The organism is Microbacterium sp. NPDC089321, assembly GCF_040684935.1.
Classification (GTDB): domain Bacteria; phylum Actinomycetota; class Actinomycetes; order Actinomycetales; family Microbacteriaceae; genus Microbacterium.
In genome coordinates, this window is the sequence record NZ_JBFBGX010000001.1 from 709,392 (window position 1) to 728,764 (window position 19,373).

The 19,373-nt window shown below is 68.0% G+C and carries 19 protein-coding genes; 11 read left to right on the top strand and 8 right to left on the bottom strand.

All coding sequences use genetic code 11. The features are described from left to right. Positions 1-84 precede the first annotated feature (84 nt). Both purL and AB0N59_RS03330 read left to right on the top strand, forming a co-directional pair. Complete coding sequence (gene purL / locus AB0N59_RS03325; protein ID WP_363478688.1) at positions 85-2,409, top strand: phosphoribosylformylglycinamidine synthase subunit PurL; 2,325 nt, start codon at positions 85-87, stop codon at positions 2,407-2,409. Next, positions 2,406-2,549 (top strand): hypothetical protein, encoded by a 144-nt coding sequence (locus AB0N59_RS03330; protein ID WP_204977173.1) that lies wholly within the window; start codon positions 2,406-2,408, stop codon positions 2,547-2,549. The genes purL and AB0N59_RS03330 overlap by 4 nt, the downstream gene beginning before the upstream one ends. 210 nt (positions 2,550-2,759) lie before the next feature. On the opposite strand, the gene AB0N59_RS03335 is transcribed toward AB0N59_RS03330, so the two are convergent. From AB0N59_RS03335 to AB0N59_RS03345, 3 genes are all read right to left on the bottom strand, one after another. Further along, complete coding sequence (locus tag AB0N59_RS03335) at positions 2,760-4,211, bottom strand: NCS1 family nucleobase:cation symporter-1 (RefSeq protein ID WP_363478692.1); 1,452 nt, start codon at positions 4,209-4,211, stop codon at positions 2,760-2,762. 65 nt (positions 4,212-4,276) lie between these two features. Continuing rightward, positions 4,277-5,659, bottom strand: a complete 1,383-nt coding sequence (gene hydA / locus AB0N59_RS03340) for a dihydropyrimidinase (RefSeq protein WP_363478695.1) — start codon at positions 5,657-5,659, stop codon at positions 4,277-4,279. Positions 5,660-5,669: 10 nt separating this feature from the next. After that, positions 5,670-6,626: an N-carbamoyl-D-amino-acid hydrolase gene (locus AB0N59_RS03345; protein ID WP_363478698.1), complete on the bottom strand. Its 957-nt coding sequence runs from the start codon at positions 6,624-6,626 to the stop codon at positions 5,670-5,672. A gap of 126 nt (positions 6,627-6,752) precedes the next feature. On the opposite strand from AB0N59_RS03345, the gene AB0N59_RS03350 reads away from it, so the two are divergent. The 3 genes from AB0N59_RS03350 (at position 6,753) to AB0N59_RS03360 (ending at position 9,263) form a co-directional block, all read left to right on the top strand. Then, positions 6,753-8,315 (top strand): helix-turn-helix domain-containing protein, encoded by a 1,563-nt coding sequence (locus AB0N59_RS03350; protein ID WP_363478701.1) that lies wholly within the window; start codon positions 6,753-6,755, stop codon positions 8,313-8,315. Between the two features lie 313 nt (positions 8,316-8,628). Continuing rightward, positions 8,629-8,814: a hypothetical protein gene (locus AB0N59_RS03355; protein WP_363478703.1), complete on the top strand. Its 186-nt coding sequence runs from the start codon at positions 8,629-8,631 to the stop codon at positions 8,812-8,814. Positions 8,815-8,825: 11 nt separating this feature from the next. Next, entirely contained in the window at positions 8,826-9,263 is a 438-nt protein-coding gene (locus AB0N59_RS03360) for a VOC family protein (protein ID WP_363478705.1), read from the top strand. A gap of 33 nt (positions 9,264-9,296) precedes the next feature. On the opposite strand, the gene gnd is transcribed toward AB0N59_RS03360, so the two are convergent. Next, positions 9,297-10,379 carry a phosphogluconate dehydrogenase (NAD(+)-dependent, decarboxylating) gene (gene gnd, locus AB0N59_RS03365; protein ID WP_363478708.1) on the bottom strand — a complete coding sequence of 361 codons (1,083 nt, stop codon included), beginning with the start codon at positions 10,377-10,379 and terminating at the stop codon, positions 9,297-9,299. Between the two features lie 94 nt (positions 10,380-10,473). Here gnd and AB0N59_RS03370 point away from each other — a divergent pair, with 94 nt between their 5' ends. Further along, positions 10,474-10,812 carry a TraR/DksA family transcriptional regulator gene (locus AB0N59_RS03370; RefSeq protein ID WP_363478711.1) on the top strand — a complete coding sequence of 113 codons (339 nt, stop codon included), beginning with the start codon at positions 10,474-10,476 and terminating at the stop codon, positions 10,810-10,812. Between the two features lie 122 nt (positions 10,813-10,934). On the opposite strand, the gene AB0N59_RS03375 is transcribed toward AB0N59_RS03370, so the two are convergent. Continuing rightward, the gene (locus tag AB0N59_RS03375) at positions 10,935-11,861 is read right to left on the bottom strand and encodes a LysR family transcriptional regulator (protein WP_363478714.1); all 927 of its coding nucleotides are present in this window, start codon (positions 11,859-11,861) and stop codon (positions 10,935-10,937) included. A gap of 129 nt (positions 11,862-11,990) precedes the next feature. On the opposite strand from AB0N59_RS03375, the gene AB0N59_RS03380 reads away from it, so the two are divergent. From AB0N59_RS03380 to AB0N59_RS03390, 3 genes are read left to right on the top strand one after another with little or no spacing between them, the layout of a single operon-like run. Then, a complete protein-coding gene (locus AB0N59_RS03380; protein ID WP_363478717.1) occupies positions 11,991-13,370 on the top strand; it encodes an MFS transporter in 1,380 nt (459 codons plus the stop codon). Positions 13,371-13,413: 43 nt separating this feature from the next. Next, a complete protein-coding gene (locus tag AB0N59_RS03385) occupies positions 13,414-14,649 on the top strand; it encodes an FAD-dependent monooxygenase (RefSeq protein WP_363478720.1) in 1,236 nt (411 codons plus the stop codon). Continuing rightward, the gene (locus AB0N59_RS03390; RefSeq protein WP_363478723.1) at positions 14,646-15,266 is read left to right on the top strand and encodes an NAD(P)-binding domain-containing protein; all 621 of its coding nucleotides are present in this window, start codon (positions 14,646-14,648) and stop codon (positions 15,264-15,266) included. Before AB0N59_RS03385 ends, AB0N59_RS03390 begins: the two co-directional genes overlap by 4 nt. Before the next feature lie 176 nt (positions 15,267-15,442). On the opposite strand, the gene AB0N59_RS03395 is transcribed toward AB0N59_RS03390, so the two are convergent. Genes AB0N59_RS03395 through AB0N59_RS03405 form a run of 3 tightly spaced genes read right to left on the bottom strand, consistent with a single transcriptional unit; the run spans position 15,443 to position 17,559 of the window. Then, positions 15,443-15,709, bottom strand: a complete 267-nt coding sequence (locus AB0N59_RS03395; RefSeq protein ID WP_363478726.1) for a metal-sensitive transcriptional regulator — start codon at positions 15,707-15,709, stop codon at positions 15,443-15,445. Continuing rightward, positions 15,706-17,397 carry an FAD-dependent oxidoreductase gene (locus tag AB0N59_RS03400; protein WP_363478729.1) on the bottom strand — a complete coding sequence of 564 codons (1,692 nt, stop codon included), beginning with the start codon at positions 17,395-17,397 and terminating at the stop codon, positions 15,706-15,708. The genes AB0N59_RS03395 and AB0N59_RS03400 overlap by 4 nt, the downstream gene beginning before the upstream one ends. Before the next feature lie 3 nt (positions 17,398-17,400). Then, positions 17,401-17,559 carry a hypothetical protein gene (locus AB0N59_RS03405; RefSeq protein WP_363478732.1) on the bottom strand — a complete coding sequence of 53 codons (159 nt, stop codon included), beginning with the start codon at positions 17,557-17,559 and terminating at the stop codon, positions 17,401-17,403. A gap of 116 nt (positions 17,560-17,675) precedes the next feature. Between AB0N59_RS03405 and AB0N59_RS03410 the strand changes: the two genes are divergently transcribed. Continuing rightward, positions 17,676-18,479 (top strand): hypothetical protein, encoded by an 804-nt coding sequence (locus AB0N59_RS03410; RefSeq protein ID WP_363478735.1) that lies wholly within the window; start codon positions 17,676-17,678, stop codon positions 18,477-18,479. Positions 18,480-18,481: 2 nt separating this feature from the next. Continuing rightward, positions 18,482-19,324 (top strand): SMP-30/gluconolactonase/LRE family protein, encoded by an 843-nt coding sequence (locus tag AB0N59_RS03415; protein ID WP_363478738.1) that lies wholly within the window; start codon positions 18,482-18,484, stop codon positions 19,322-19,324. Positions 19,325-19,373 lie beyond the last annotated feature (49 nt).

Below are 19,373 nucleotides of genomic sequence, written 5' to 3' on the forward strand. Positions count from 1 at the left end.
TCGGCCGCCGCCGCCGAGCACGAAGACCCCGCGTCTCGCCGGTAGACTGGCGTTGCCCGCCGGCCCCTTTCTCTTGGAGTGCGCGTGACCACCCCGAACACCCCCACCACCCACGTTCCCGACTCGGTCGAGAACGCCATCGCGACTCCTGAGAAGGAGCAGCCGTACGGCGCCCTCGGACTCAAAGACGACGAGTACGCCCGCATCAAGGAGATCCTGGGCCGCCGGCCCACCTCCGGCGAGCTCGCCATGTACTCGGTGATGTGGTCTGAGCACTGCTCGTACAAGTCGTCGAAGAACTACCTGCGCCGCTTCGGCCAGAAGGTCTCGGACGAGATGAAGGAACGGCTCATGGTCGGCATGGGCCAGAACGCCGGCGTCGTCGACGTGGGCGAGGGCTGGGCCGTCACCTTCAAGGCCGAGTCGCACAACCACCCCAGCTTCATCGAGCCGTTCCAGGGCGCCGCGACCGGCGTCGGCGGCATCGTCCGCGACATCATCTCGATGGGCGCGCGCCCGGTCGCGGTGATGGATGCTCTGCGCTTCGGCGCCATCGACCACCCCGACACCCCGCGCGTCGTGCACGGCGTCACCAGCGGCATCAGCTTCTACGGCAACTGCCTCGGCCTTCCGAACATCGGCGGCGAGACGGTCTTCGACGCGGTCTACCAGGCCAACCCGCTGGTCAACGCCCTCGCGGTCGGCGTGCTGCGCCACGAAGACCTCAAGCTCGCCAACGCCACCGGCGTCGGCAACAAGGTCGTGCTGTTCGGCGCCCGCACGGGCGGCGACGGCATCGGAGGCGCCAGCATCCTGGCATCCGACTCCTTCGACTCCACCGGCCCGACCAAGCGTCCCGCCGTGCAGGTCGGCGACCCGTTCGCCGAGAAGGTGCTCATCGAGTGCTGCCTCGAGCTGTACAAGCTCGAGCTCGTCGAGGCCATCCAGGACCTCGGTGCCGCCGGCATCTCGTGCGCGACCAGCGAGCTCGCCGCGAACGGCAACAGCGGCATGCACGTCTCGCTCGACAACGTGCTGCTGCGCGACCCGTCGCTCACGGCAGAAGAGATCCTGATGAGCGAGTCGCAGGAGCGCATGATGGCGATCGTCTCGCCCGAGAAGCTCGACGCCTTCCTCGAGATCGTCGGCAAGTGGGAGGTCGAGACCAGCGTGCTCGGCGAGGTCACCGGCGACGGACGCCTCGTCATCGACTGGCAGGGCGAGCGCATCGTCGACGTCGACCCGTCGACCGTCGCCGTCGACGGTCCGGTCTACGACCGCCCCGTCGCGTACCCGGCGTGGATCGATGCACTGCAGGCGGATGCCGCAGAAGACCTTCCCCGTGCGAACGACGCCGATGCGCTGCGCACGCAGTTCCTGCAGCTGCTCGGCTCGCCGAACCTCGCCGACACCAGCTGGATCACCAACCAGTACGACTACTACGTCGGCGGCAACACGGCCCTCGCCTTCCCCGACGACGCCGGCATGGTGCGCGTCGACGAGGAGTCGGGCCTCGGCTTCGCCGTCTCGACCGACGCCAACGGCCGCTACTGCCAGCTCGACCCGTACGCGGGTGCGCAGCTGGCCCTCGCCGAGGCGTACCGCAACGTCGCCGTGACGGGCGCCACCCCCACCGCGATCACCGACTGCCTCAACTTCGGCTCCCCCGAGAACCCCGAGGTCATGTGGCAGTTCGGGCAGACCGTCGACGGTCTGGCCGACGGATGCTACGAGCTGGGCACCCCCGTGACCGGCGGCAACGTCTCGTTCTACAACCAGACCGGTGACGTGCCGATCCACCCGACCCCGCTGGTCGGCGTGCTCGGCATCATCGACGACGTCTCGCGTCGCATCCCGTCCGGCTGGCAGGACGCCGGCGACAACATCTACCTGCTCGGCGTCACCTCGACCGAGCTGTCCGGCTCGGCCTGGGCCGACGTCGTGCACGACCACCTCGGAGGCCTGCCGCCGAAGGTCGACCTCGCCGCCGAGCGTCGACTCGCCGGCCTGCTCGGTGCCGCCCGCGAGGAGTGGCTGATCTCGTCGGCGCACGACATCTCTGAGGGCGGCCTCGGCCAGGCCCTCGCCGAGGCCGTCATGCGCTTCGGCGTCGGCGCTCGCGTCTGGCTGACCGAGCTCATGGAGCGGGATGGAGTGGATGCGGCGACCGCGCTCTTCTCGGAGTCGACCGGCCGCGTGATCGTGACCGTGCCGCGCGAAGAGGACGTGAAGTTCCGCGGACTGTGCGAGGGTCGCGACTACCCGGTGCTGCGCATCGGCGTCACCGACACCGAGCCCGCCCTCGAGGTGCAGGACGTCTTCACCATCTCGGTGGACGAGCTGCGCGAGACCTCGCGGGGCACGCTGCCCGCGGTGTTCGGCCCGACCGTCACCGAGCCGGTCGCGTGACGAACGTGCCGACCGACGAGGACTACGGCGATCTCGGCGAGCGCCGCAGCCGCCGCATCCGGATCGTCGCGTGGATCACGATCGGCGCACTGATCATCGGCGGCGGCGGGGTGACTGCGCTCACCCTGCTGTTCGGCTGACCCCTTCGGGTTTCGTCGGATGGACTGTGGGATCCACGAAGGTCTCACGAAGCCGGGTTCCGCTATCCCCTCGCGCTCGTGCGCGACGAAGGCGGCGCCCTCTATTTCGAGGACGCCGCGCAACTCGCCGAGCGACTGGCTGGCGTCAGTGGAGTGATCTCTCAGATGCCCCGGGCCCGTCGCTAGAGACGTAGGGGAATCACTCCATTGTCACGCCTCGATCGTCACCTCTCGTGACGCCGTCCGATCCGCCTCGGCGCTCTTTGTGCGGCCGATGACGAAGTACACCCCTCCCGCAAGCAGCACCCCGACCGGCCAGGTGAAGGCGGTTGTTGCAGCCAGCGGCGGAAGAAGCGTCATGCAGATTGTCACGACTCCGGCGACCACAAGCGCGACTACCGCCCGAGGGTTGTATCCCTTCAAATACCAGTAAGCCCCGGTCGACGAATCGTCGAAAAGCGCCTGCGTGTTCAAGGACTTGCCGCGTAGCAGGTAGTAGTCGACCATGAGGATCCCGTATAGCGGGCCCATAAGAGCGCCGACACCACCGACCATCTGGTTGACGATGATCGGGTTGGCGAACAGATTCCATGGCGTGATCAGAATCGAGACAACGGCGATGACGACGCCGGCCGAGCGGAACGTGAACCGACGTGGCCAGACCTGAAGGATGTCGTACACCGGCGCCACGAAATTGTAGATGACGTTGATTCCCGCGGTGGCGATGGCTATCGCGACCAGCGCGATGAGAAGGGCGGCGACGTTGTCGAGGTCGTAGAGGAGCTCCAGCGGATCGCTCACAGCCGAGCCGTGCACCTTGACGGCAGCGAGAGCGATGACGATCGAGACAATCCCGAAAGCTGTCGCGTTGATGAGCAGGCCCAGCATGTTGCCACGACGTACCATCGCAGCTGTCGGCGCGTTGCGTGAGAAGTCGGCGAAGTTGAGGGTGGGGCCGCCGAAATACGCCACGAGGATGAACGCGGCAGCCACCAACCCGACGAAGCCGCCGCCGGTCTCGACCGTGCGGAAATTGAAGTCGATCGACCATTCCGCTCTTGCCAGCATCCATACGGCGAGCGCGATCATGGCGATCCAGATCACCGGTCCCGCGAAGTCCGACAACTTGCGCACGGTCTCCATGCCGTTCGCAAGAGCGAGCGCCTGCGCGAGCGACAGCGCGAGGAAGCAGATCCATCCGAGGGCGGACAACCCGAGAAAGGACGTCTCTGTCAGCGAAAGGGTCGCCGGGAACACCTTGACCAACAAAATCATCACGGCCTGAGAGGCGAGGTATGTCTGTACTCCGTACCAGAACACGCCAACCACGCCGCGAAGGACGGCCGGGATGTTTGCGCCGCGTACGCCGAAGCTCGCGCGGGCGAACACCGGAAAGGGGACTCGTTCACGTTGTCCTGCCACGCCACTGAGATTGTTGGCGAAATAGATGATGGTCACACCGATGAGGAACGCGATCATCACCTGCCAGCCGACGAGACCTGTGGCGAAGAGGCCGATGGCCACGGAGTATCCGGCGAGGCTGTGCCAGCCGGACATCCACCAGGCGAACAGGTTCCAGGTCTTCCACGTGCCCGAGGCCGACTCCGGTGCGAGGTCGACGTTGTAGAGCGTCGACGTCGAATCTGTGGTGGTGCGGGACATCATTGTCTCCTTCAGTATCGGTAGGGAAAGCGAACGGCTCGGGAGCCGTCAGATGCGTGGCCGGCTCATAGACCGCTGCGATGCAGGTACTCGCCGCGGCCGGCAGTCCCCACGAACCGCCCGTTGTCGGCGACCAGCCGCCCGCGCGCGAACACCTTCGTGATTCTTCCGGGGAGCGACCAGCCTTCGTAGAGCGTGTAGTCCATGTTCTGGTGCTGCGTGTCCGCCGTGATCAGGGTGGTGCCGTCGGGATCGAGCAGCACCACGTCCGCGTCGGCACCGATGCCAAGGTGGCCCTTGCGCGGGAAGAGGCCGAACTGCTTCGCGGGAATCGTCGAGGTCAGCTCGACGAACCGCTCGATCGTGAGCTTGCCAGTGGCGACTCCCTTTCCGTACACGACCGACATGCGGTGCTCGACACCTGGCCCGCCATTGGGAATCGCACGGAAGTCATCGCCCGAGAGTCGCTTCTTGTCCTCGAAGCAGAACGGGCAGTGATCGGAGCTGACGACGCTGAGCACGCCGGAGTTCAGTCCACGCCACAGCGCCTCGCGATGTTCGAAAGTGCGCAGCGGCGGTGTCAGCACTGCCTTCGCGGGCTCGAAACCCGGCTGATCGTAGATGTCGCGATCCAGCGTGAGATAGTGTGTGCAGGTTTCCGCCGAGACCGGCCACCCTGCCATGCGAGCCTCGCCCACCGCATCCACCGCCCCCTCCGTTGACAGATGTACGAAGTACAGCGGTGCATCAGCCATTCTCGAGATACGGATGGCGCGTTCGACCGCTTCGATCTCGGTCGCGGGCGGCCGGGCGATCTCATGATACCCGGGGCCGGTCTTGCCCTGCGCGACGAGGTCCGCGGCAATCCGATCGATGACGTCGCCATTCTCCGCATGCACGCATACCTGGCTGCCGACCCGGCTGGCGCCGCGCAGCACATCGTAGAGCTGTCCGTCGTGGAGCATCAGAGTGCCGCGGTAGGCCATGAACACTTTCAGGCTGCTAACACCCTCGGCCCTGACTTCGGTGAGTTCGTCGATCGCGCCGTCGTACAGGTCGGTGATGCACATGTGCATCCCGTAGTCGATGGCTGCCTTTCCCTTCGCCTTCTCTCTGTGCAGCTGGAGCGAGTCAGTGAGAGTGCTACCGGGGATCTGCATTGCGAAGTCGACGATGGTCGTGGTGCCGCCCACTGCGGCAGCGACCGTGCCCGTGGCAAAGTCATCGGCCGTCGTGGTGCCCATGAGAGGCGCATCCAGGTGTGTGTGCACGTCGACCCCACCGGGCAGCACCATGAGACCTGTACAGTCGATGACCTCGACGTTCTCGGTTGACATCTGGCTGAAGTCACCGACAGCGGCGATCTTCCCATCGGACATCAGCAGGTCCGCTCGCGTGCGGCCCCCGCCGTCGACTAGGGTTCCTGCTCGAAGCAGCGTGCGGTTCATTATGATCTCCTCAAGCCTCACCCGTGAAGCCGGGCACGGGCACAGGTTCGCCCCGGCCGACCCGGTCGACAATGATCGAATAGTTCTCCGGTCGCCGGTGCGCCGCGAAATCGAAGACGCTCTCTCGGTACATGTCTGCCATTCCTAGGTCGATATGCGTCACGACGACCTCATCCTCGTCGCCGATGGTCTTCGCCACGATCTCTCCTGAAGGCGCAGCGATCGCGGAACCGCCGATCATGTACACGCCGTCTTCCCTGCCGCTCTTGCCCGCAGCAGCCACCCACACCGAGTTCTGGTACGCACCCGCCTGCAATGACAGCAGATGAGTCGACATCTTCGCGTGCGGCTCCTCCGACCAACCCGGCACGTCCAGTGGCGTGTTGTACCCGAGCACGACCAGGTCGGCGCCCTGTAGGCTGAGCGCGCGGTAAACCTCAGGCCAGCGTCGGTCGTTGCAGAGTGCCATCCCGATCTTGATGCCCTGAGATTCGAAGACACCGAAGCCCAGGTCACCGACTTCGAAGTACCGCTTCTCGAGGTGCTGATGCGTCAAGTTCGACCGGTTATCAGCGTGACCCGGCAAGTGAATCTTTCGGTACTTACCGGTGATGCGGCCTTGACCATCCACGAGGATCGACGTATTGAAGCGTCGCCCTTCCGACGTGAGTTCGGCGTAACCGAGGTAGAATCCGACGCCCAGCTCACGAGCGGCATCGAAGAGCGGAGCCGTTTCGTCGCTGGGCATCGCGCGTTCGAAGTAGTGGTCGGACGCTTCCAAAGACTCGGTCCAGTATCGCGGGAAGAAGGTCGTAAGCGTCAGCTCGGGAAACACCACGAACTCGGCGCCACGCTGGTGGGCCACACGCATCATCGAAATCAGTCTTGCGACGACCTCGGGGCGCGTCTCCCCGGGTTGGATTCCACCGACCTGAGCCACTGCCAGGCCGAACGTCCGCTTCGACATTCGCGTCTCCTCATCCTTACTCGCTGCTCTGCGATACGGATCACCTTATGAGAGCCAAGCCGACGGATTCCTGTTACATTCAACGAATAGTCATCGCCAACTTGTGGCATGCAACAAGGAGACGACATGTCAGATGTTCGCCTCGACCTTCGCGTATCGATCGGGCGCATCAGTGACGCTCTGCGTCGCTACGTCGACGTCATTCTCGGGACGGGCGATGAAGCCGTGCCTACCGACGTGGGCATCGTGCGCATCGAATCCCGCAATCTCTCCGATCGCGCAGCGCTCGACGATGTGGTCGTAGCAGCACGCGCGCACGGGTGCGACCTACTGATCCTCACGAACACCTCGATGGCGATCATCTGGCCACCCGCCCGTGACATCTCTGTGCTCGTGCTGCAGCCGGGGACCGACCCGGAATGGGTGCGCGCTCGTCTCGCGCAGATCGGAGAAGACGCGGAAGAACGCCGCTCCGCAGACGAGATGGGCAGGATGAGCATCGTTGCGATCGCCGACAGGGCTGCGGCAGACGTCGGCGGGCACATCATCGTCGAAGATGACACCTTTCAACTGCTCGCGTACTCCCGAATGACCCCCGGCGTCGATCCCGCTCGCCGCGAGGCAGTTCTCCAGCGGCAACTGCCCGGCCCGTACCAACAAATCTTCAATGGCCAGGGCGTGCTCGCGCGCCTGATCGCTGGCACCCCGATAATACAGACGGAGAGCGTCGACGCGGCTGGCCTGGGGCAGCGATTGATCGCCGCAATTCGGCATCGCGGCCGTCTACTCGGCAGCATCTGGCTCGCACGTGACGCCCCGGTCTTTGGCGAACGCGACGCCGAAGTGCTGCGCGCTGCAGCGGCAGAGATGAGCCCTCTGCTGTCTGCGCTGATGCGTAGGCGGGAAGACGAAAGAGTACGCCGCGATGAAGCGGTCGCCGGCCTGCTCTCCGGTAAAGAGCCTGCGGACCCCCGTACCGCGCTCGGCTACGGCGCCCCGGACTTCACGCGCCCGGGTCACGCGATCGCGCTGAAAGATGTCAGCCTACCGCGAAGCCGGCAGGCAATGGATGCTGATGCCATCCGTGTCCTCGCGGATGTCACAGCGAGGTCCCGTCGCGCAGCCACGCTCTCGACCACTGCAGACGGGGTCGCGTTTATGCTGCATCTGGGTTGCGACTCCCCCGCTGCGGAATGCTCGTCCGAAGGCTCGGCAACGCTCGCCGAGTCGCTCTCTGATAGCTTCTCCGGCATGGGCGCGACCATTGCGGTCGCGGTCGGGAGGCACTGGTCGGACACTTCCGGGATCGAGCAGTCGGCGAACGACGCCGACCGAATGGTGAGAAGAATGGCTCGACTCGGTCGTACGGGCCTTGCGACACTCGCCGATCTCTGGGCACCGTTGACGCTCTCAGAAGTGCTGCCCGAACAGGTTCCGCGGGCGGCTCTGCCAGAAGCAGTCCGGCAGCTCTTCGCCAAGACATCGCGCGCCCAGGAGCAGCGACGGGTGCTCGCCGTCCTGCTCGACGATTGGGGCAATCCGAGCGCGGCAGCAGCACGTCTCGGCGTGCACACGAATACGGTCCGTTATCGACTCCGGCGATTCGAGGAGCGGCTGAAGGTGGACCTCAACGAACCGGACGTGCGATTGGTTCTCTGGATGCTGCTTCGCACCGAGCTTGACTTGTGACGGGATCTCGCCAGAGCAGGAGGGCGGGGCAGTGTTCGCCCGCTAAGTGCTGGCTATCGTGCGACTCCAACCTGCGACTGCCGACCTCAAACAGGTCACCTTCGACAGGTTCCTCGTGCCCGCGCAACTACCGCGTGAGAGGCGCGGTCAGGCGTCGGGTGCTCACGCCAGCGGACGGCGCCTGCGTAGACGTGGTCGCCTCGAGCAGGTCGGCCTGCGGCATCCTTCGGTCGCGGGACGCTGACCTGTCAACCCTCTCGACTCACCCCCCGACGCGCGACGATCGTGGACTCCACCGACCGAAGGAGTCAGCATGAGCGACAGCACACCCGCACACGAGCCCACCGACGACGAGCTGCTCGAGAACGGCATGGACGACGGCACCGGCGACCCCAACGACGACCGCGCCTACCTGCAGGACACCCCGCCCGCGCAGGTCGACGACGCCGCCGTGCGCGAGCACGCGAACGACACTGACGAGCGCGACGCCGGGGAGTAGCATCCCGAGACATGAGCATCCGCTTCGAGAACGTCGGCATCGCCGTGCGCGACCTCGATGAGGCCATCTCGTTCTTCACCGCGCTCGGGCTCACAGTCGTGGGGCGCGACGAGGTCAGCGGCGAGTGGGCCGACACGACCGTCGGGCTCGACGGCAATCACGCCAGGATCGCCATGCTGCAGACCCCTGGCGGCGACGGCCGGATCGAGCTGTTCGAATACGTGCATCCGGATGCGATCGAGACCGACCCGACGCTGCCGAACGAGATCGGCATGCACCGCCTCGCGTTCCAGGTCGACGACCTGGATCAGGCGCTCGCGATCGCCGCGCAGCACGGATGCCATCCGCTGCGCGGCGTCGCGAACTACCGTGACCTCTACCGCATGACTTACCTGCGCGGCCCCAGCGGCATCATCGTCATGCTCGCCGAAGACCTCACTCGCAGGTGAGGACCGACGATCCTCCCCTGCGAGTAAGAGCAGTCACGCGGTGTCGGACTGCCCGCGGTCGCTCGACTCCGACTTGCGGCCACCGGCCTCGAGCACGTCACCGGCAGGAAGCTCCTTGTGCCCGCCGAACTGCAGCCGCATAGCCGAGAGCACCTGGTTGGCGAACTTGTCCTCATCGCGCGAGGCGAAGCGCTCGAACAGCGACGCGGCGAGCACGGGCACCGGCACGCCCACATCGACCGCGGCCTTGACCGTCCAGCGGCCCTCGCCCGAGTCCGAGACGCGGCCTGCAAGACCGTCGAGCGTCGGGTTCTCGTTCAGCGCCGTCGCGGTCAGATCGAGCAGCCACGACGAGATCACCGACCCGCGGCGCCACAGCTCGGTGACCTTCGAGGTGTCGATCGGGAACTGGTAGAACTCCGGCTCTTCGAGAGGCGCGACCTCTGCCGAGTGCTCGGCCTCGCGCACGCCGGCGTCGGCGTTCTCGAGCAGGTTCAGGCCCTCGGCGATCGCGGCCATGATGCCGTACTCGATGCCGTTGTGCACCATCTTCACGAAGTGGCCGGCACCGGCCGGACCGCAGTGCAGGTAGCCCTGCTCCTCCGGAGCCAGGTCGCCGGTGCGACCGGGTGTGCGCTCGATCTCGCCAACGCCGGGGGCGATGGTCTTCAGCAGCGGCTCGATGTGCTGCACGGCGGCATCCGATCCGCCGACCATGAGGCAGTAGCCGCGCTCGAGGCCGAACACGCCGCCGCTGGTGCCGGCGTCGACGTACTCGATGCCGCGCTCGCGCATCGCGACCGCGCGACGAACGTCGTCGCGGTAGTTCGAGTTGCCGCCGTCGATGATGATGTCGCCCTCGTCGAGGAGATCAGCGACCTGGTCGACGATCCTGCCGGTGAGGCCGGCGGGCACCATCAGCCAGATCACGCGGGGAGTCTGCAGCTTCGAGACGAAGTCCTGCAGGTCGGTCGCCCCGACCGCCCCGTCGGCGGCGAGCGCCTCGACCGCCTCCTGGTTGACGTCGTAGCCGACGCATTCGTGCCCGTCGCGCATCAGACGGCGCACGATGTTCGCGCCCATTCGTCCGAGTCCGATCATTCCCAGCTGCATCATGTCTCCCGTCAATTCGGCGTCTCCATCGTCACGCACCGCCGGACGGCCTGGCAACCCCCGTGCCGCCTCGGCCGTGGCGCATTAGGGTGTCGGGATGATCAGTCGTGAGTCGCTCGCCGAGCAGAGGGCGGATGCTGTCGCGCGCGCCGAGCACGCGGCATCCGCCCTGGCCGATCTCGTGCACGACCGGCAGGGGTCGAACGACGACGACGAGCACGACCCCGAGGGTGTCACGCTGTCGTCGGAGTGGTCGCGCCTGTCGGCTCTGTCGGAGGCGGCGGCCGACGAGGTGCGGCAGTACGACGATGCGCTGGCGAGATGGGATGCCGGTGACTACGGCATCTGCACGAGCTGCGGGAAGCCGATCCCGGAGGGCCGCCTGGAGGTGCGCCCGTTCGCGCGGCTGTGCGTGCCCTGCGCCGAGAAGGCGTAGGCCGCGTCCGGCCGCCGCGCCGCCGTCACGAATCGGGGGCCGACACTCCACCTGCCGGGCCGATGCCGCGAGAACGTCCGGCATCTGGTGTGTCGGCCCCCGCAGCGTATCGAGCGCCCGCGTCAGCCCGCGGTCACGTCGGCCCGGCCGTACCCGCCGAGCCTCTCGATGGCGTAGTCGAGCAGGGCTGAGGCGCGAGGCGTGAGCTGCATGTCCTCCGGCCAGATCCCCACCACGTGCGAGACGGTGACCGGCGGGTCGAACGGCCGGATCACGACGGGCAGGCCCTCGACGCTCACCGGCAGCGTGTTCGGCCGCGACATGAGCAGCCCGTAGCCGAGCCCGCGGCCGACGAGGGCCTCGACGAGGCCGATCTGCGCCACGCGCGCCTCGATCCGCGGTGACAGCCCGCGGGCCGTGAAGGCGTCTGTGACATTGCGGATGCCTGGTGTCGCGTCGTACTGGATGAACGGCTCGTCGGCGAGATCGGCGAGGTCGACCGTCTCGGCCGCGGCCAGCGGGTGATCGGGATGCAGGTGCGCCTCGAGCTCGGTCGCATAGATCTTCCGGCGGCTGTAGCCGAGCGGCAGCGAGACGTTGTAGACCAGCGCGACGTCGAGCCGCCCCGCCTCGAGCGCCGACAGCAGCTCCTCGTTGGTGCCGACCATGATCTCGATGTGCACCCCAGGATGCCTCTTGGGGAACCCCTCGAGCAGTTCGGGCACGACGCTCGTCGCGAAGCTGTCGTAGCATCCGAGCTTCACCGGCCCCCGCAGCTCGTCGTCGTCGCCTGCCGCCAGCACGAGCTCGTGCGTGTCGGCCACGATCTGCCTGGCGCGCCTCGCGAACTGCACCCCGGCCGGGGTGAGCGTCAGCCCCCGGGCCTTGCGCCGCACGCAGAGCTGCTCGCCGACGGCCCTCTCGAGGCCGGTGATCGCCTGAGACAGCGCCGACTCGGAGATGTGCAGGTCGGCTGCCGCAGCGCTCAGAGTCGGGAAGTTGGGAAGGGCCGCGAAGAGCTCGAGCTGCCGCAGGCTGACGTCGACCATATCTTCAGGCTAGCCGAACTACTTCCTCGAATAACTGTGATTTACACGCACTGCAACCCGCGCGAACATGGGGAACACCCTTCCCCCGACCCTCGTCATCGAGGGCAGACAACGACGTCAGGAATTTCGATGACCTCCTCCTCTCACGCCACGGGCACGCCGGCATCCCAGCGCCGGATCGCCTTCGCCACCATCGTCGGCACCACGATCGAGTGGTACGACTTCTTCATCTACGCGACCAGCGCCGCGCTCGTCTTCGCCCAGCTGTTCTTCGAACCCGCAGGCAAGGGGCTCGGGCTGCTGTTCTCGTTCGCCACGGTCGGCATCTCGTTCCTCTTCCGGCCGCTCGGCGCCTTCCTCGCCGGCCACTACGGCGACATCATCGGGCGCCGCGCGATGCTCGTCGCGACCCTCGTGCTCATGGGCGGTGCCACCACGCTGATCGGCGTGCTGCCCACCTACGCGCAGGTCGGCATCGCCGCCCCGATCATGCTGCTCCTCCTGCGCATTCTGCAGGGCCTCTCGGCCGGCGGCGAGTGGGGCGGCGCCGTGCTGATGGCCGTCGAGCACGCGCCGGCGAACCGCCGCGGTCGCGCAGGCTCGTGGCCGCAGCTGGGCGTCCCCCTCGGATTCATGCTCGCCTCGGGCATGACCGCGCTGATGACCGGTGTCGTCTCACCCGGCGCCGCCTACCTCGAGTGGGGCTGGCGCGTGCCCTTCCTGCTCAGCATCGTGCTCATCGTCGTCGGCTTCGTGATCCGCCGCTCGGTCGACGAGAGCCCCGTCTTCGCCGAGATCGCCGAGCGGGGAAAGCAGGCGAGCCTGCCGATCATCACGCTGTTCCGCCGTCACTGGCAGCTGGTGCTGCTCGCCGCCTTCGTCTTCGTCGGCAACGGCACCCTCGGCTACATGACCACCGGCGGATTCCTCAACAACTACGCGATCAGCGTGCAGGACCTCGCCCGCACCGACGTGCTCGTCGCCGCCGTCTTCGCCGCCGCCGTCTGGTTCTTCTCGACGCTGCTCGCCGGCTGGCTGTCCGACGTGATCGGCCGCCGCAACACCTTCCTCATCGGCTTCGCGCTGCAGGCCGCCGTGGTGTTCCCCGTCTTCTGGCTCGTCGACGCGGGCGGCCTGCTGGGTCTCTACACCGCACTGCTGCTGATCTCGACCGGCCTCGGCCTCACCTACGGCCCGCTGGCGGCCTGGTACGCCGAGATCTTCCCGGCATCCATCCGCTTCTCGGGCGTCTCGATCACCTACGCCCTCGGCGCGGTGCTGGGCGGTGCGTTCGCCCCGATGATCGCGCAGCTGCTGCTCGACGCCACCGGCACCACGATCGCCGTCTCGTCGTACCTGCTCTTCGCCAGCCTGCTCGGCGCCGGCGCGACGCTGTGCCTGCGCGACCGCAGCGGCATCGACCTCGGACCAGGCAACGAGGCCGAGCAGGCGGCCGGCGCGACGGTCTTCGAGCCGCAGAGCACCGCACAGCTGACCGGAGCGCGCTGACGGCGCCCGCCCCCAGACCGACACAGCACGAGGAGAGACCAGCATGGCACCCCAGAACACCAGGATCGCGATCATCGGCGGAGGGATGGGCGGCCTCACGGCCGCGATCGCCCTCACGCGCATCGCCGGCGTGCAGGTCACGGTGTTCGAGCAGGCGAGCCGCCTCGGCGAGGTCGGCGCGGGAGTCACGGTCGCTCCCAACGCCGCCCGCGTGCTCGACCGCCTCGGCGTCTACGAGAGCGTTCGCGACGCGGGTGCCGTGCCCGACGGGCACGGCGTCTACCTCGACGCGATGGGCGAGATGGTGACGGATGCCGCATGGGAGGACTCCGCGAAGCAGTACCGAAACATCGGCATGTACCGCCCCGACCTCATCGACATCCTCGCGCGCGAGGTCGACCCCGGCAGCATCCGTCTCGGCCACCGTCTGACGGCGGCCGAGACGGTGCCGTCGGCGGAGGGACCGGATGCCGTGCGCGTCGAGTTCGAGAACGGCGTGAGCGAGATGTTCGACGCGGTCATCGGCGCCGACGGCATCCACTCGGTCGTGCGCCGGGCCATCGGGCAGCACCCCGAGCCGGTCTACTCGGGCTACATCGTCTACCGCGGCGTGGTCGAGGCGACCCGCCTTCCCGAGGACTGGCCGATGATCAGCCAGGTCTGGATGGGCGACAGCCGGCACTTCATGTGCTACCCGCTGCAGCAGCGCAGGCTGTTCAACTTCGTCGCCGGCGTACCCAGCGACCGCCCGCTGAACGGACCGTGGTCGGGCTCCGCCGAGGTCGCCGAGCTCGCCGCCGAGTTCGCCGGCGACGGGTGGGATCCGCGACTGCAGCGGTTCATCGGCGCGATCGAGAAGACGTTCTGGTGGGGGCTGTTCGACCACGAGCCGCTCACCAACTGGTCGCGCGGCCCCATCGCCCTGCTCGGAGACGCCGCGCACACCATGCTGCCGCACCAGGGCCAGGGCGTGAACCAGGCCATCGAAGACAGCATGGCGCTGGCCACGTTCCTCGCCGCGGCGCAGACGGTCGCCGACATCCCCGAGGCGTTCCGCCGCTACACGTCGGTGCGCATGCAGCGCACCGCGATCCTGCAGCACGGGTCGCGCCGCGCGGGCGCGATGTTCGACGCGCAGTACGAGTTCGAGAACCTCGAGAAGCGCGATGCCGACATCCGCGTCGGCCGCGACTTCCGCCGCAGCGCGGTGTTCGACTACGACGCGCAGAAGGTCGCCGAAGAGGCGCTCACCCGATTCAGGAAGGACCAGGTCGCATGACCTCGATCAGCATCATCGGCAGCGGCAAGATGGGCGCGGCGATCGCCGAGGTCGCCACGCGCGCAGGAGCCGCGGTTCAGATCATCAAGCGCAGCACGACGAGCCCGTCGGCGGCACGCGATGGGTTCGATTACGGGGTGATGGGCGACGAGCTCACCGGCGAGCTCGTCGTGCTGGCTGTTCCGTACGGCGCGTACCCGGGCATCCTGCACCACTACCGCGACCAGCTCAGCCGCAAGGTCGTGATCGACATCAGCAACCCGATCGACTTCTCGACCTATGACCGCCTGACGTCGCCGGCCGACTCGTCGACGGCGGCCGAGCTCGCGAAGATGCTGCCCGAGGGGTCGGCCGTGGTGAAGGCGTTCAACGTCAACCTCGGCGAGACGCTCACCACCGGCACGAACGGCACGACCACCACGACCGTGCTGTACGCCGGCGACTACGCCGAGGCGAAGATCGCTGTCGCGCAGCTGATCGAGGGGGCCGGGATGCGGGCGGTGGATGCCGGACCGCTGACCCGCGCGCGCGAGCTCGAGGCCATGGGCTTCCTGCAGATCCTCATGGCGGCGCTCGGAAAGACGCGCTACGAGTCGGGGTTCACGCTGCTCGCGTGACCTGCCTCTCCCCAGGCCGCCCGCTCCCCAGGCCGCCCGCTCCCCAGGCCGCTCGCTCCCCAGGCCGCCTGCTCGGGAGGGGAACGCACTGTCGGGAGGACTCGCTCAGCAGAGCGGTCCGTCCGAACGTGCGAACTCCTCCCGAGCGGGTTTCGCGTTCACGCCAGGGGCCGGGCTCACGCGAGCGTGAGGAACAGCTTCTCGAGCTCGTCCATGCTCGGCGCACCCTCGTCGGCGTCGTCGGCCACGCAGTGCTTCAGCGCCGTGCTGATCACGGCGAAGCCCGCGCGATCGATCGCCTTGCCTACCGCAGCGAGCTGGATGACCACGTCGCGGCAGTCGGCATCCGTCTCCATCGCGTCGATCACCGCGCTCAGCTGACCGCGGGCGCGCTTGAGCCGGTTCACGACCTTGCGGATCTCGTCGTCGGGTGCGGCGCTCATGCGGACTCCTTCTCGAGTGAGCGGTCGGCGGCCAGCATCCGGATGCCTGCAGCCCAGGTGAGGTAACCACCGTCGAGGTTTCTGGCCTCGCGTCCGTGCTGGCGCAGCAGACGCACGGCGGTGTGCCCTCGTTGCCCGACCTGGCAGTGCACGATCAGCTCGCCCGCCGGCAGGCGGTCGAGGCTGTCGCGCAGCTCGTCGACCGAGATGTTCACGCTGCCGGGGATGGCCCCCGCCTCGTGCTCGCCCGCGCTGCGCACGTCGACGACGGTCGCGCCGTCGGCCACTGCAGCAGCGAGCTCGTGCCACTGGATGCCGTCGGTCAGCCCGGTCGCCGCGTTGTCGGCGATGTAGCCGAGCATGTTCACCGGGTCTTTCGCCGACCCGAACTGCGGCGCATAGGCGAGCTCGAGCCGGCTCAGCTGCGACGCGGTGAGCTCCGCCTGCATCGCGGTGGCGATCACGTCGATGCGCTTGTCGACCCCGCGGCGCCCGATCACCTGCGCGCCGAGGATGAGGTCGGTCTCAGGGTCGACGAGCAGCTTCATCGTCAGCCGCTCGGCACCCGGGTAGTAGCCCGCGTGATCTGCGGGGTGGGCATGGATCACGCGGTGGGCGCGACCGGCATCCCGAAGCCGCTTCTCGCTCCATCCCGTCATCGCGACGGCGAGATCGAAGACCCCGACGATCGCCGTGCCGAGTGCGGGCACCGCACCGGCCGGATGGCGGTCGAGCAGGCCGGCGTCGGCGGCGATCGCGTCGGCGGCCGTGCGGCCGTGACGGTTCGCGAGGCCGGCCATGGTGACCAGCGTGGGCTCGGCAGACACGGCGTCGATCTTCTCGACCCCGTCGCCCACGGCGAAGATGCGCGCGTCGCTCGTGCGCTGCAAGGCGTCGACGACGATGCCGCCGGTCGGGCCGGTGGCGAGGCTTGCCGCGACGGCGACGGATGCCGCAGGACGAACGCCCCGCGCATCGATGACGATGTCGGCGCCCACGGTGCTGCCGTCATCGAGGTGCACGCCATCGGCATCCATCGACTCGACCGAGGTGCGCAGCCGCAGATCGACGCCGTGCTCGCGCAGCTCGTCGACGACGAGCGCGGCCATCTCGACGTCGAGGGGGCTGAGCGGGTGCATGCCGTGCTGCACGAGGGTGACCTCGAGACCTCGGCGCACGAGATTCTCGACTGCCTCGAGGCCGATGAACCCGCCGCCCACGACGACCGCGCGACCGGCGGACGGCAGGTCGGCGAGCGCGAGGGTGATGCGGTCGACGTCGTCGATCGTGCGCAGGGTCGAGACGACGGGCGCCCCTGCGGTCTGCTCGAACGCGTCGCGGGGCGCCGCGCCCGTCGCGAGCACGACGTGATCGTACGGCTCGTCGACGATCGCGCCGGTCGTCACGTCGCGGATGCTGACGATCCGGGCATCCCGATCGATCGCCACCGCCTGCGCGCCCGTGCGCACGTCGAGGGCGAACCGCGCCCTCAGCGAGGCGGGCGTCTGCAGCAGCAGCGAGTCCCGCTCGGTGATCACGCCGCCCACGTAGTACGGCAGTCCGCAGTTCGCGAAGCTGACGTGGTCGCCCTGCTCGACGACGATGATCTCGGCGTGCTCATCGAGACGCCGCAGCCTGGTCGCCGCCGACATGCCTCCGGCCACGCCCCCGATGATGATGACGCGCACGGGTCAGCCCCTGCCGAACAGCCGGGCGAAGAAGCCGGGCGTGCTCTCGTGTCCGCGGCACCGGTCGCTCGACGGCACGCCGGCCATCACGCTGTCGACGTGCTGACCGCAGCCGCTCCATGTCGTCTTCCCGCACTGGTTGCAGGTCACTGCTCGGCACATGATGTTCTCCTCGTCTTCGGTACCCGCTCAGCCTAAACCGATACCCCCGGGGGTATCTGTGAACGGCCTGGATCCGCACTGTGGCGGACGAGGCGCAGAAGTAGGCTGAGGGCATCATGGAACAGTTCATGCACGGCTTCTGGGTCTTCGCGGGCAACTACTGGTGGCTGGTCTTCCCGCTCATGGGCGTTGCCGGCGGCATCGGCAAGTCGTGGGAGCGCGCATCGAAGCGCCGCCACGAGCGCCGTCTCGAGACGCTGCGCCTGAAGGGCGAGATCAAGGCCGCTCAGCTCGCCGCCCGCGGCGGCGCCCCTCTGCCCGCAAGACAGACCGCGCGACAGGTCGCGGCCGACGAGCGCGCCTCGACCCGGCAGCTGCTTGAGAAGCTGTTCGCCGAGCACGACGAGATCACCGCCCGCTGGCTCGAGTACGAGCTCGATGTGGCCAAGCTCATCGCCTTCCCCGCCATGAGCGATGGGCGCCAGCCGCTGACCGCCGCCTTTCTGCGCGCCAAGAAGACCGCAGACACGCTGCGCCCCGCCTCGGCGGATGCGCAGCTGACCGAAGCCGAGATCGCCGAGTACCTCGACGCGGTCGGCAACTACTCGGTCGCGTTCGACGTCGCCGAGCGCGATGCCCGTCGGCTGCGCGACGCGAACTTCAGCGAGGTCGAGCGCAAGCGTCTCGACCGCGCGCGTCACCTGCTCACCGTCGCTCTCGACGACGCCGCCACCCAGGCCGAGCGCAACCTCGCCTACAAGCGCGTGCGCGAAGAGCTCGACGGGCTCATCCTCATCTCCGACGAGGCCGTCGAGGTGCTCGAGAAGAAGGTGGCCGGTCAGATCGGATCGGCACCGGCACCGGCACCCGGAATCACCCCCGAACCAGAGCCGATGCGCCTTCCCCGGGAAGAGCAGTGAGAGTGCACAACGTCACCGGCCCGATCGCCGGTCACGCCGAGGGCCCGGTCTGGGCGGCGGCGTGGGGCGGGCTGCGGTGGGTGGATGCCGCTGCCGGCGACCTGCTCACGCTGCGCGACGACGGTGTCGTCAGACAGCACGTCGACGACGAGTTCGTCGCCTTCGTGCGCCCGCGCCGCACGGGCGGGTTCGTCGCCGCCGGCGCCCGCACGCTCTACCTCGCCGACGAAGCAGACGGCGAGACCCGCGCCGTGGCACGGCTGGGCGACGACCCCGGCGTGCGGATGAACGACGGATGCTGCGACCCCGACGGCCGGCTGCTCGCGGGCTCGATGGCATACGACTCCGCTGCCGGCCGCGGGTCGCTGCGACGGATCGACGCCGACCTGTCGATCAGCACCGTGCTGCCAGAGGTGACCGTCTCGAACGGCATCGGCTTCACGTCCGAGGGCTCGCAGGCCTACTACGCCGACACCGCCACGGGCCGGGTCGACGTGTTCGACGTGTCTGACGGCGAGCTCGTCGACCGGCGCCCGCTCGTCACGATCCCCTCTGAGCTGGGCGCGCCCGACGGGCTCTGCATCGACCACGACGGCAACGTCTGGGTGGCGCTGTGGGGCGGGTCGGCCGTGCAGGCGTACGACGACTCGGGGGCGCTGATCGAGCGGATCGAGCTGCCCGTCGCCCAGGTGAGCGCCTGCACGTTCGGCGGCACGGGCCTCGGCACCCTCTTCATCACCACGTCGGCGCAGGGCCTCGACCCCGACCACGGCACCGAGGCCGGCTCGCTCTTCGCCGTCGACCTCGGCGTGCGCGGTCTGCCCACCCTGCCCTTCGCGGGCTGACGCCGGGCGTCTCTTCGCCGACATCACCGCTTGTCGCCGAGATCCCCCG

Excerpts from the sequence above, each read along its gene's own strand:
- AB0N59_RS03335 (WP_363478692.1), bottom strand. The coding sequence starts at position 4,211 with ATGTCCCGCACCACCACAGATTCGACGTCGACGCTCTACAACGTCGAC.
- hydA (WP_363478695.1), bottom strand. The coding sequence starts at position 5,659 with ATGAACCGCACGCTGCTTCGAGCAGGAACCCTAGTCGACGGCGGGGGC.
- AB0N59_RS03345 (WP_363478698.1), bottom strand. The coding sequence starts at position 6,626 with ATGTCGAAGCGGACGTTCGGCCTGGCAGTGGCTCAGGTCGGTGGAATC.
- AB0N59_RS03350 (WP_363478701.1), top strand. The coding sequence starts at position 6,753 with ATGTCAGATGTTCGCCTCGACCTTCGCGTATCGATCGGGCGCATCAGT.
- AB0N59_RS03355 (WP_363478703.1), top strand. The coding sequence starts at position 8,629 with ATGAGCGACAGCACACCCGCACACGAGCCCACCGACGACGAGCTGCTC.
- AB0N59_RS03360 (WP_363478705.1), top strand. The coding sequence starts at position 8,826 with ATGAGCATCCGCTTCGAGAACGTCGGCATCGCCGTGCGCGACCTCGAT.
- gnd (WP_363478708.1), bottom strand. The coding sequence starts at position 10,379 with ATGATGCAGCTGGGAATGATCGGACTCGGACGAATGGGCGCGAACATC.
- AB0N59_RS03370 (WP_363478711.1), top strand. The coding sequence starts at position 10,474 with ATGATCAGTCGTGAGTCGCTCGCCGAGCAGAGGGCGGATGCTGTCGCG.
- AB0N59_RS03375 (WP_363478714.1), bottom strand. The coding sequence starts at position 11,861 with ATGGTCGACGTCAGCCTGCGGCAGCTCGAGCTCTTCGCGGCCCTTCCC.
- AB0N59_RS03380 (WP_363478717.1), top strand. The coding sequence starts at position 11,991 with ATGACCTCCTCCTCTCACGCCACGGGCACGCCGGCATCCCAGCGCCGG.
- AB0N59_RS03385 (WP_363478720.1), top strand. The coding sequence starts at position 13,414 with ATGGCACCCCAGAACACCAGGATCGCGATCATCGGCGGAGGGATGGGC.
- AB0N59_RS03390 (WP_363478723.1), top strand. The coding sequence starts at position 14,646 with ATGACCTCGATCAGCATCATCGGCAGCGGCAAGATGGGCGCGGCGATC.
- AB0N59_RS03395 (WP_363478726.1), bottom strand. The coding sequence starts at position 15,709 with ATGAGCGCCGCACCCGACGACGAGATCCGCAAGGTCGTGAACCGGCTC.
- AB0N59_RS03405 (WP_363478732.1), bottom strand. The coding sequence starts at position 17,559 with ATGTGCCGAGCAGTGACCTGCAACCAGTGCGGGAAGACGACATGGAGC.
- AB0N59_RS03410 (WP_363478735.1), top strand. The coding sequence starts at position 17,676 with ATGGAACAGTTCATGCACGGCTTCTGGGTCTTCGCGGGCAACTACTGG.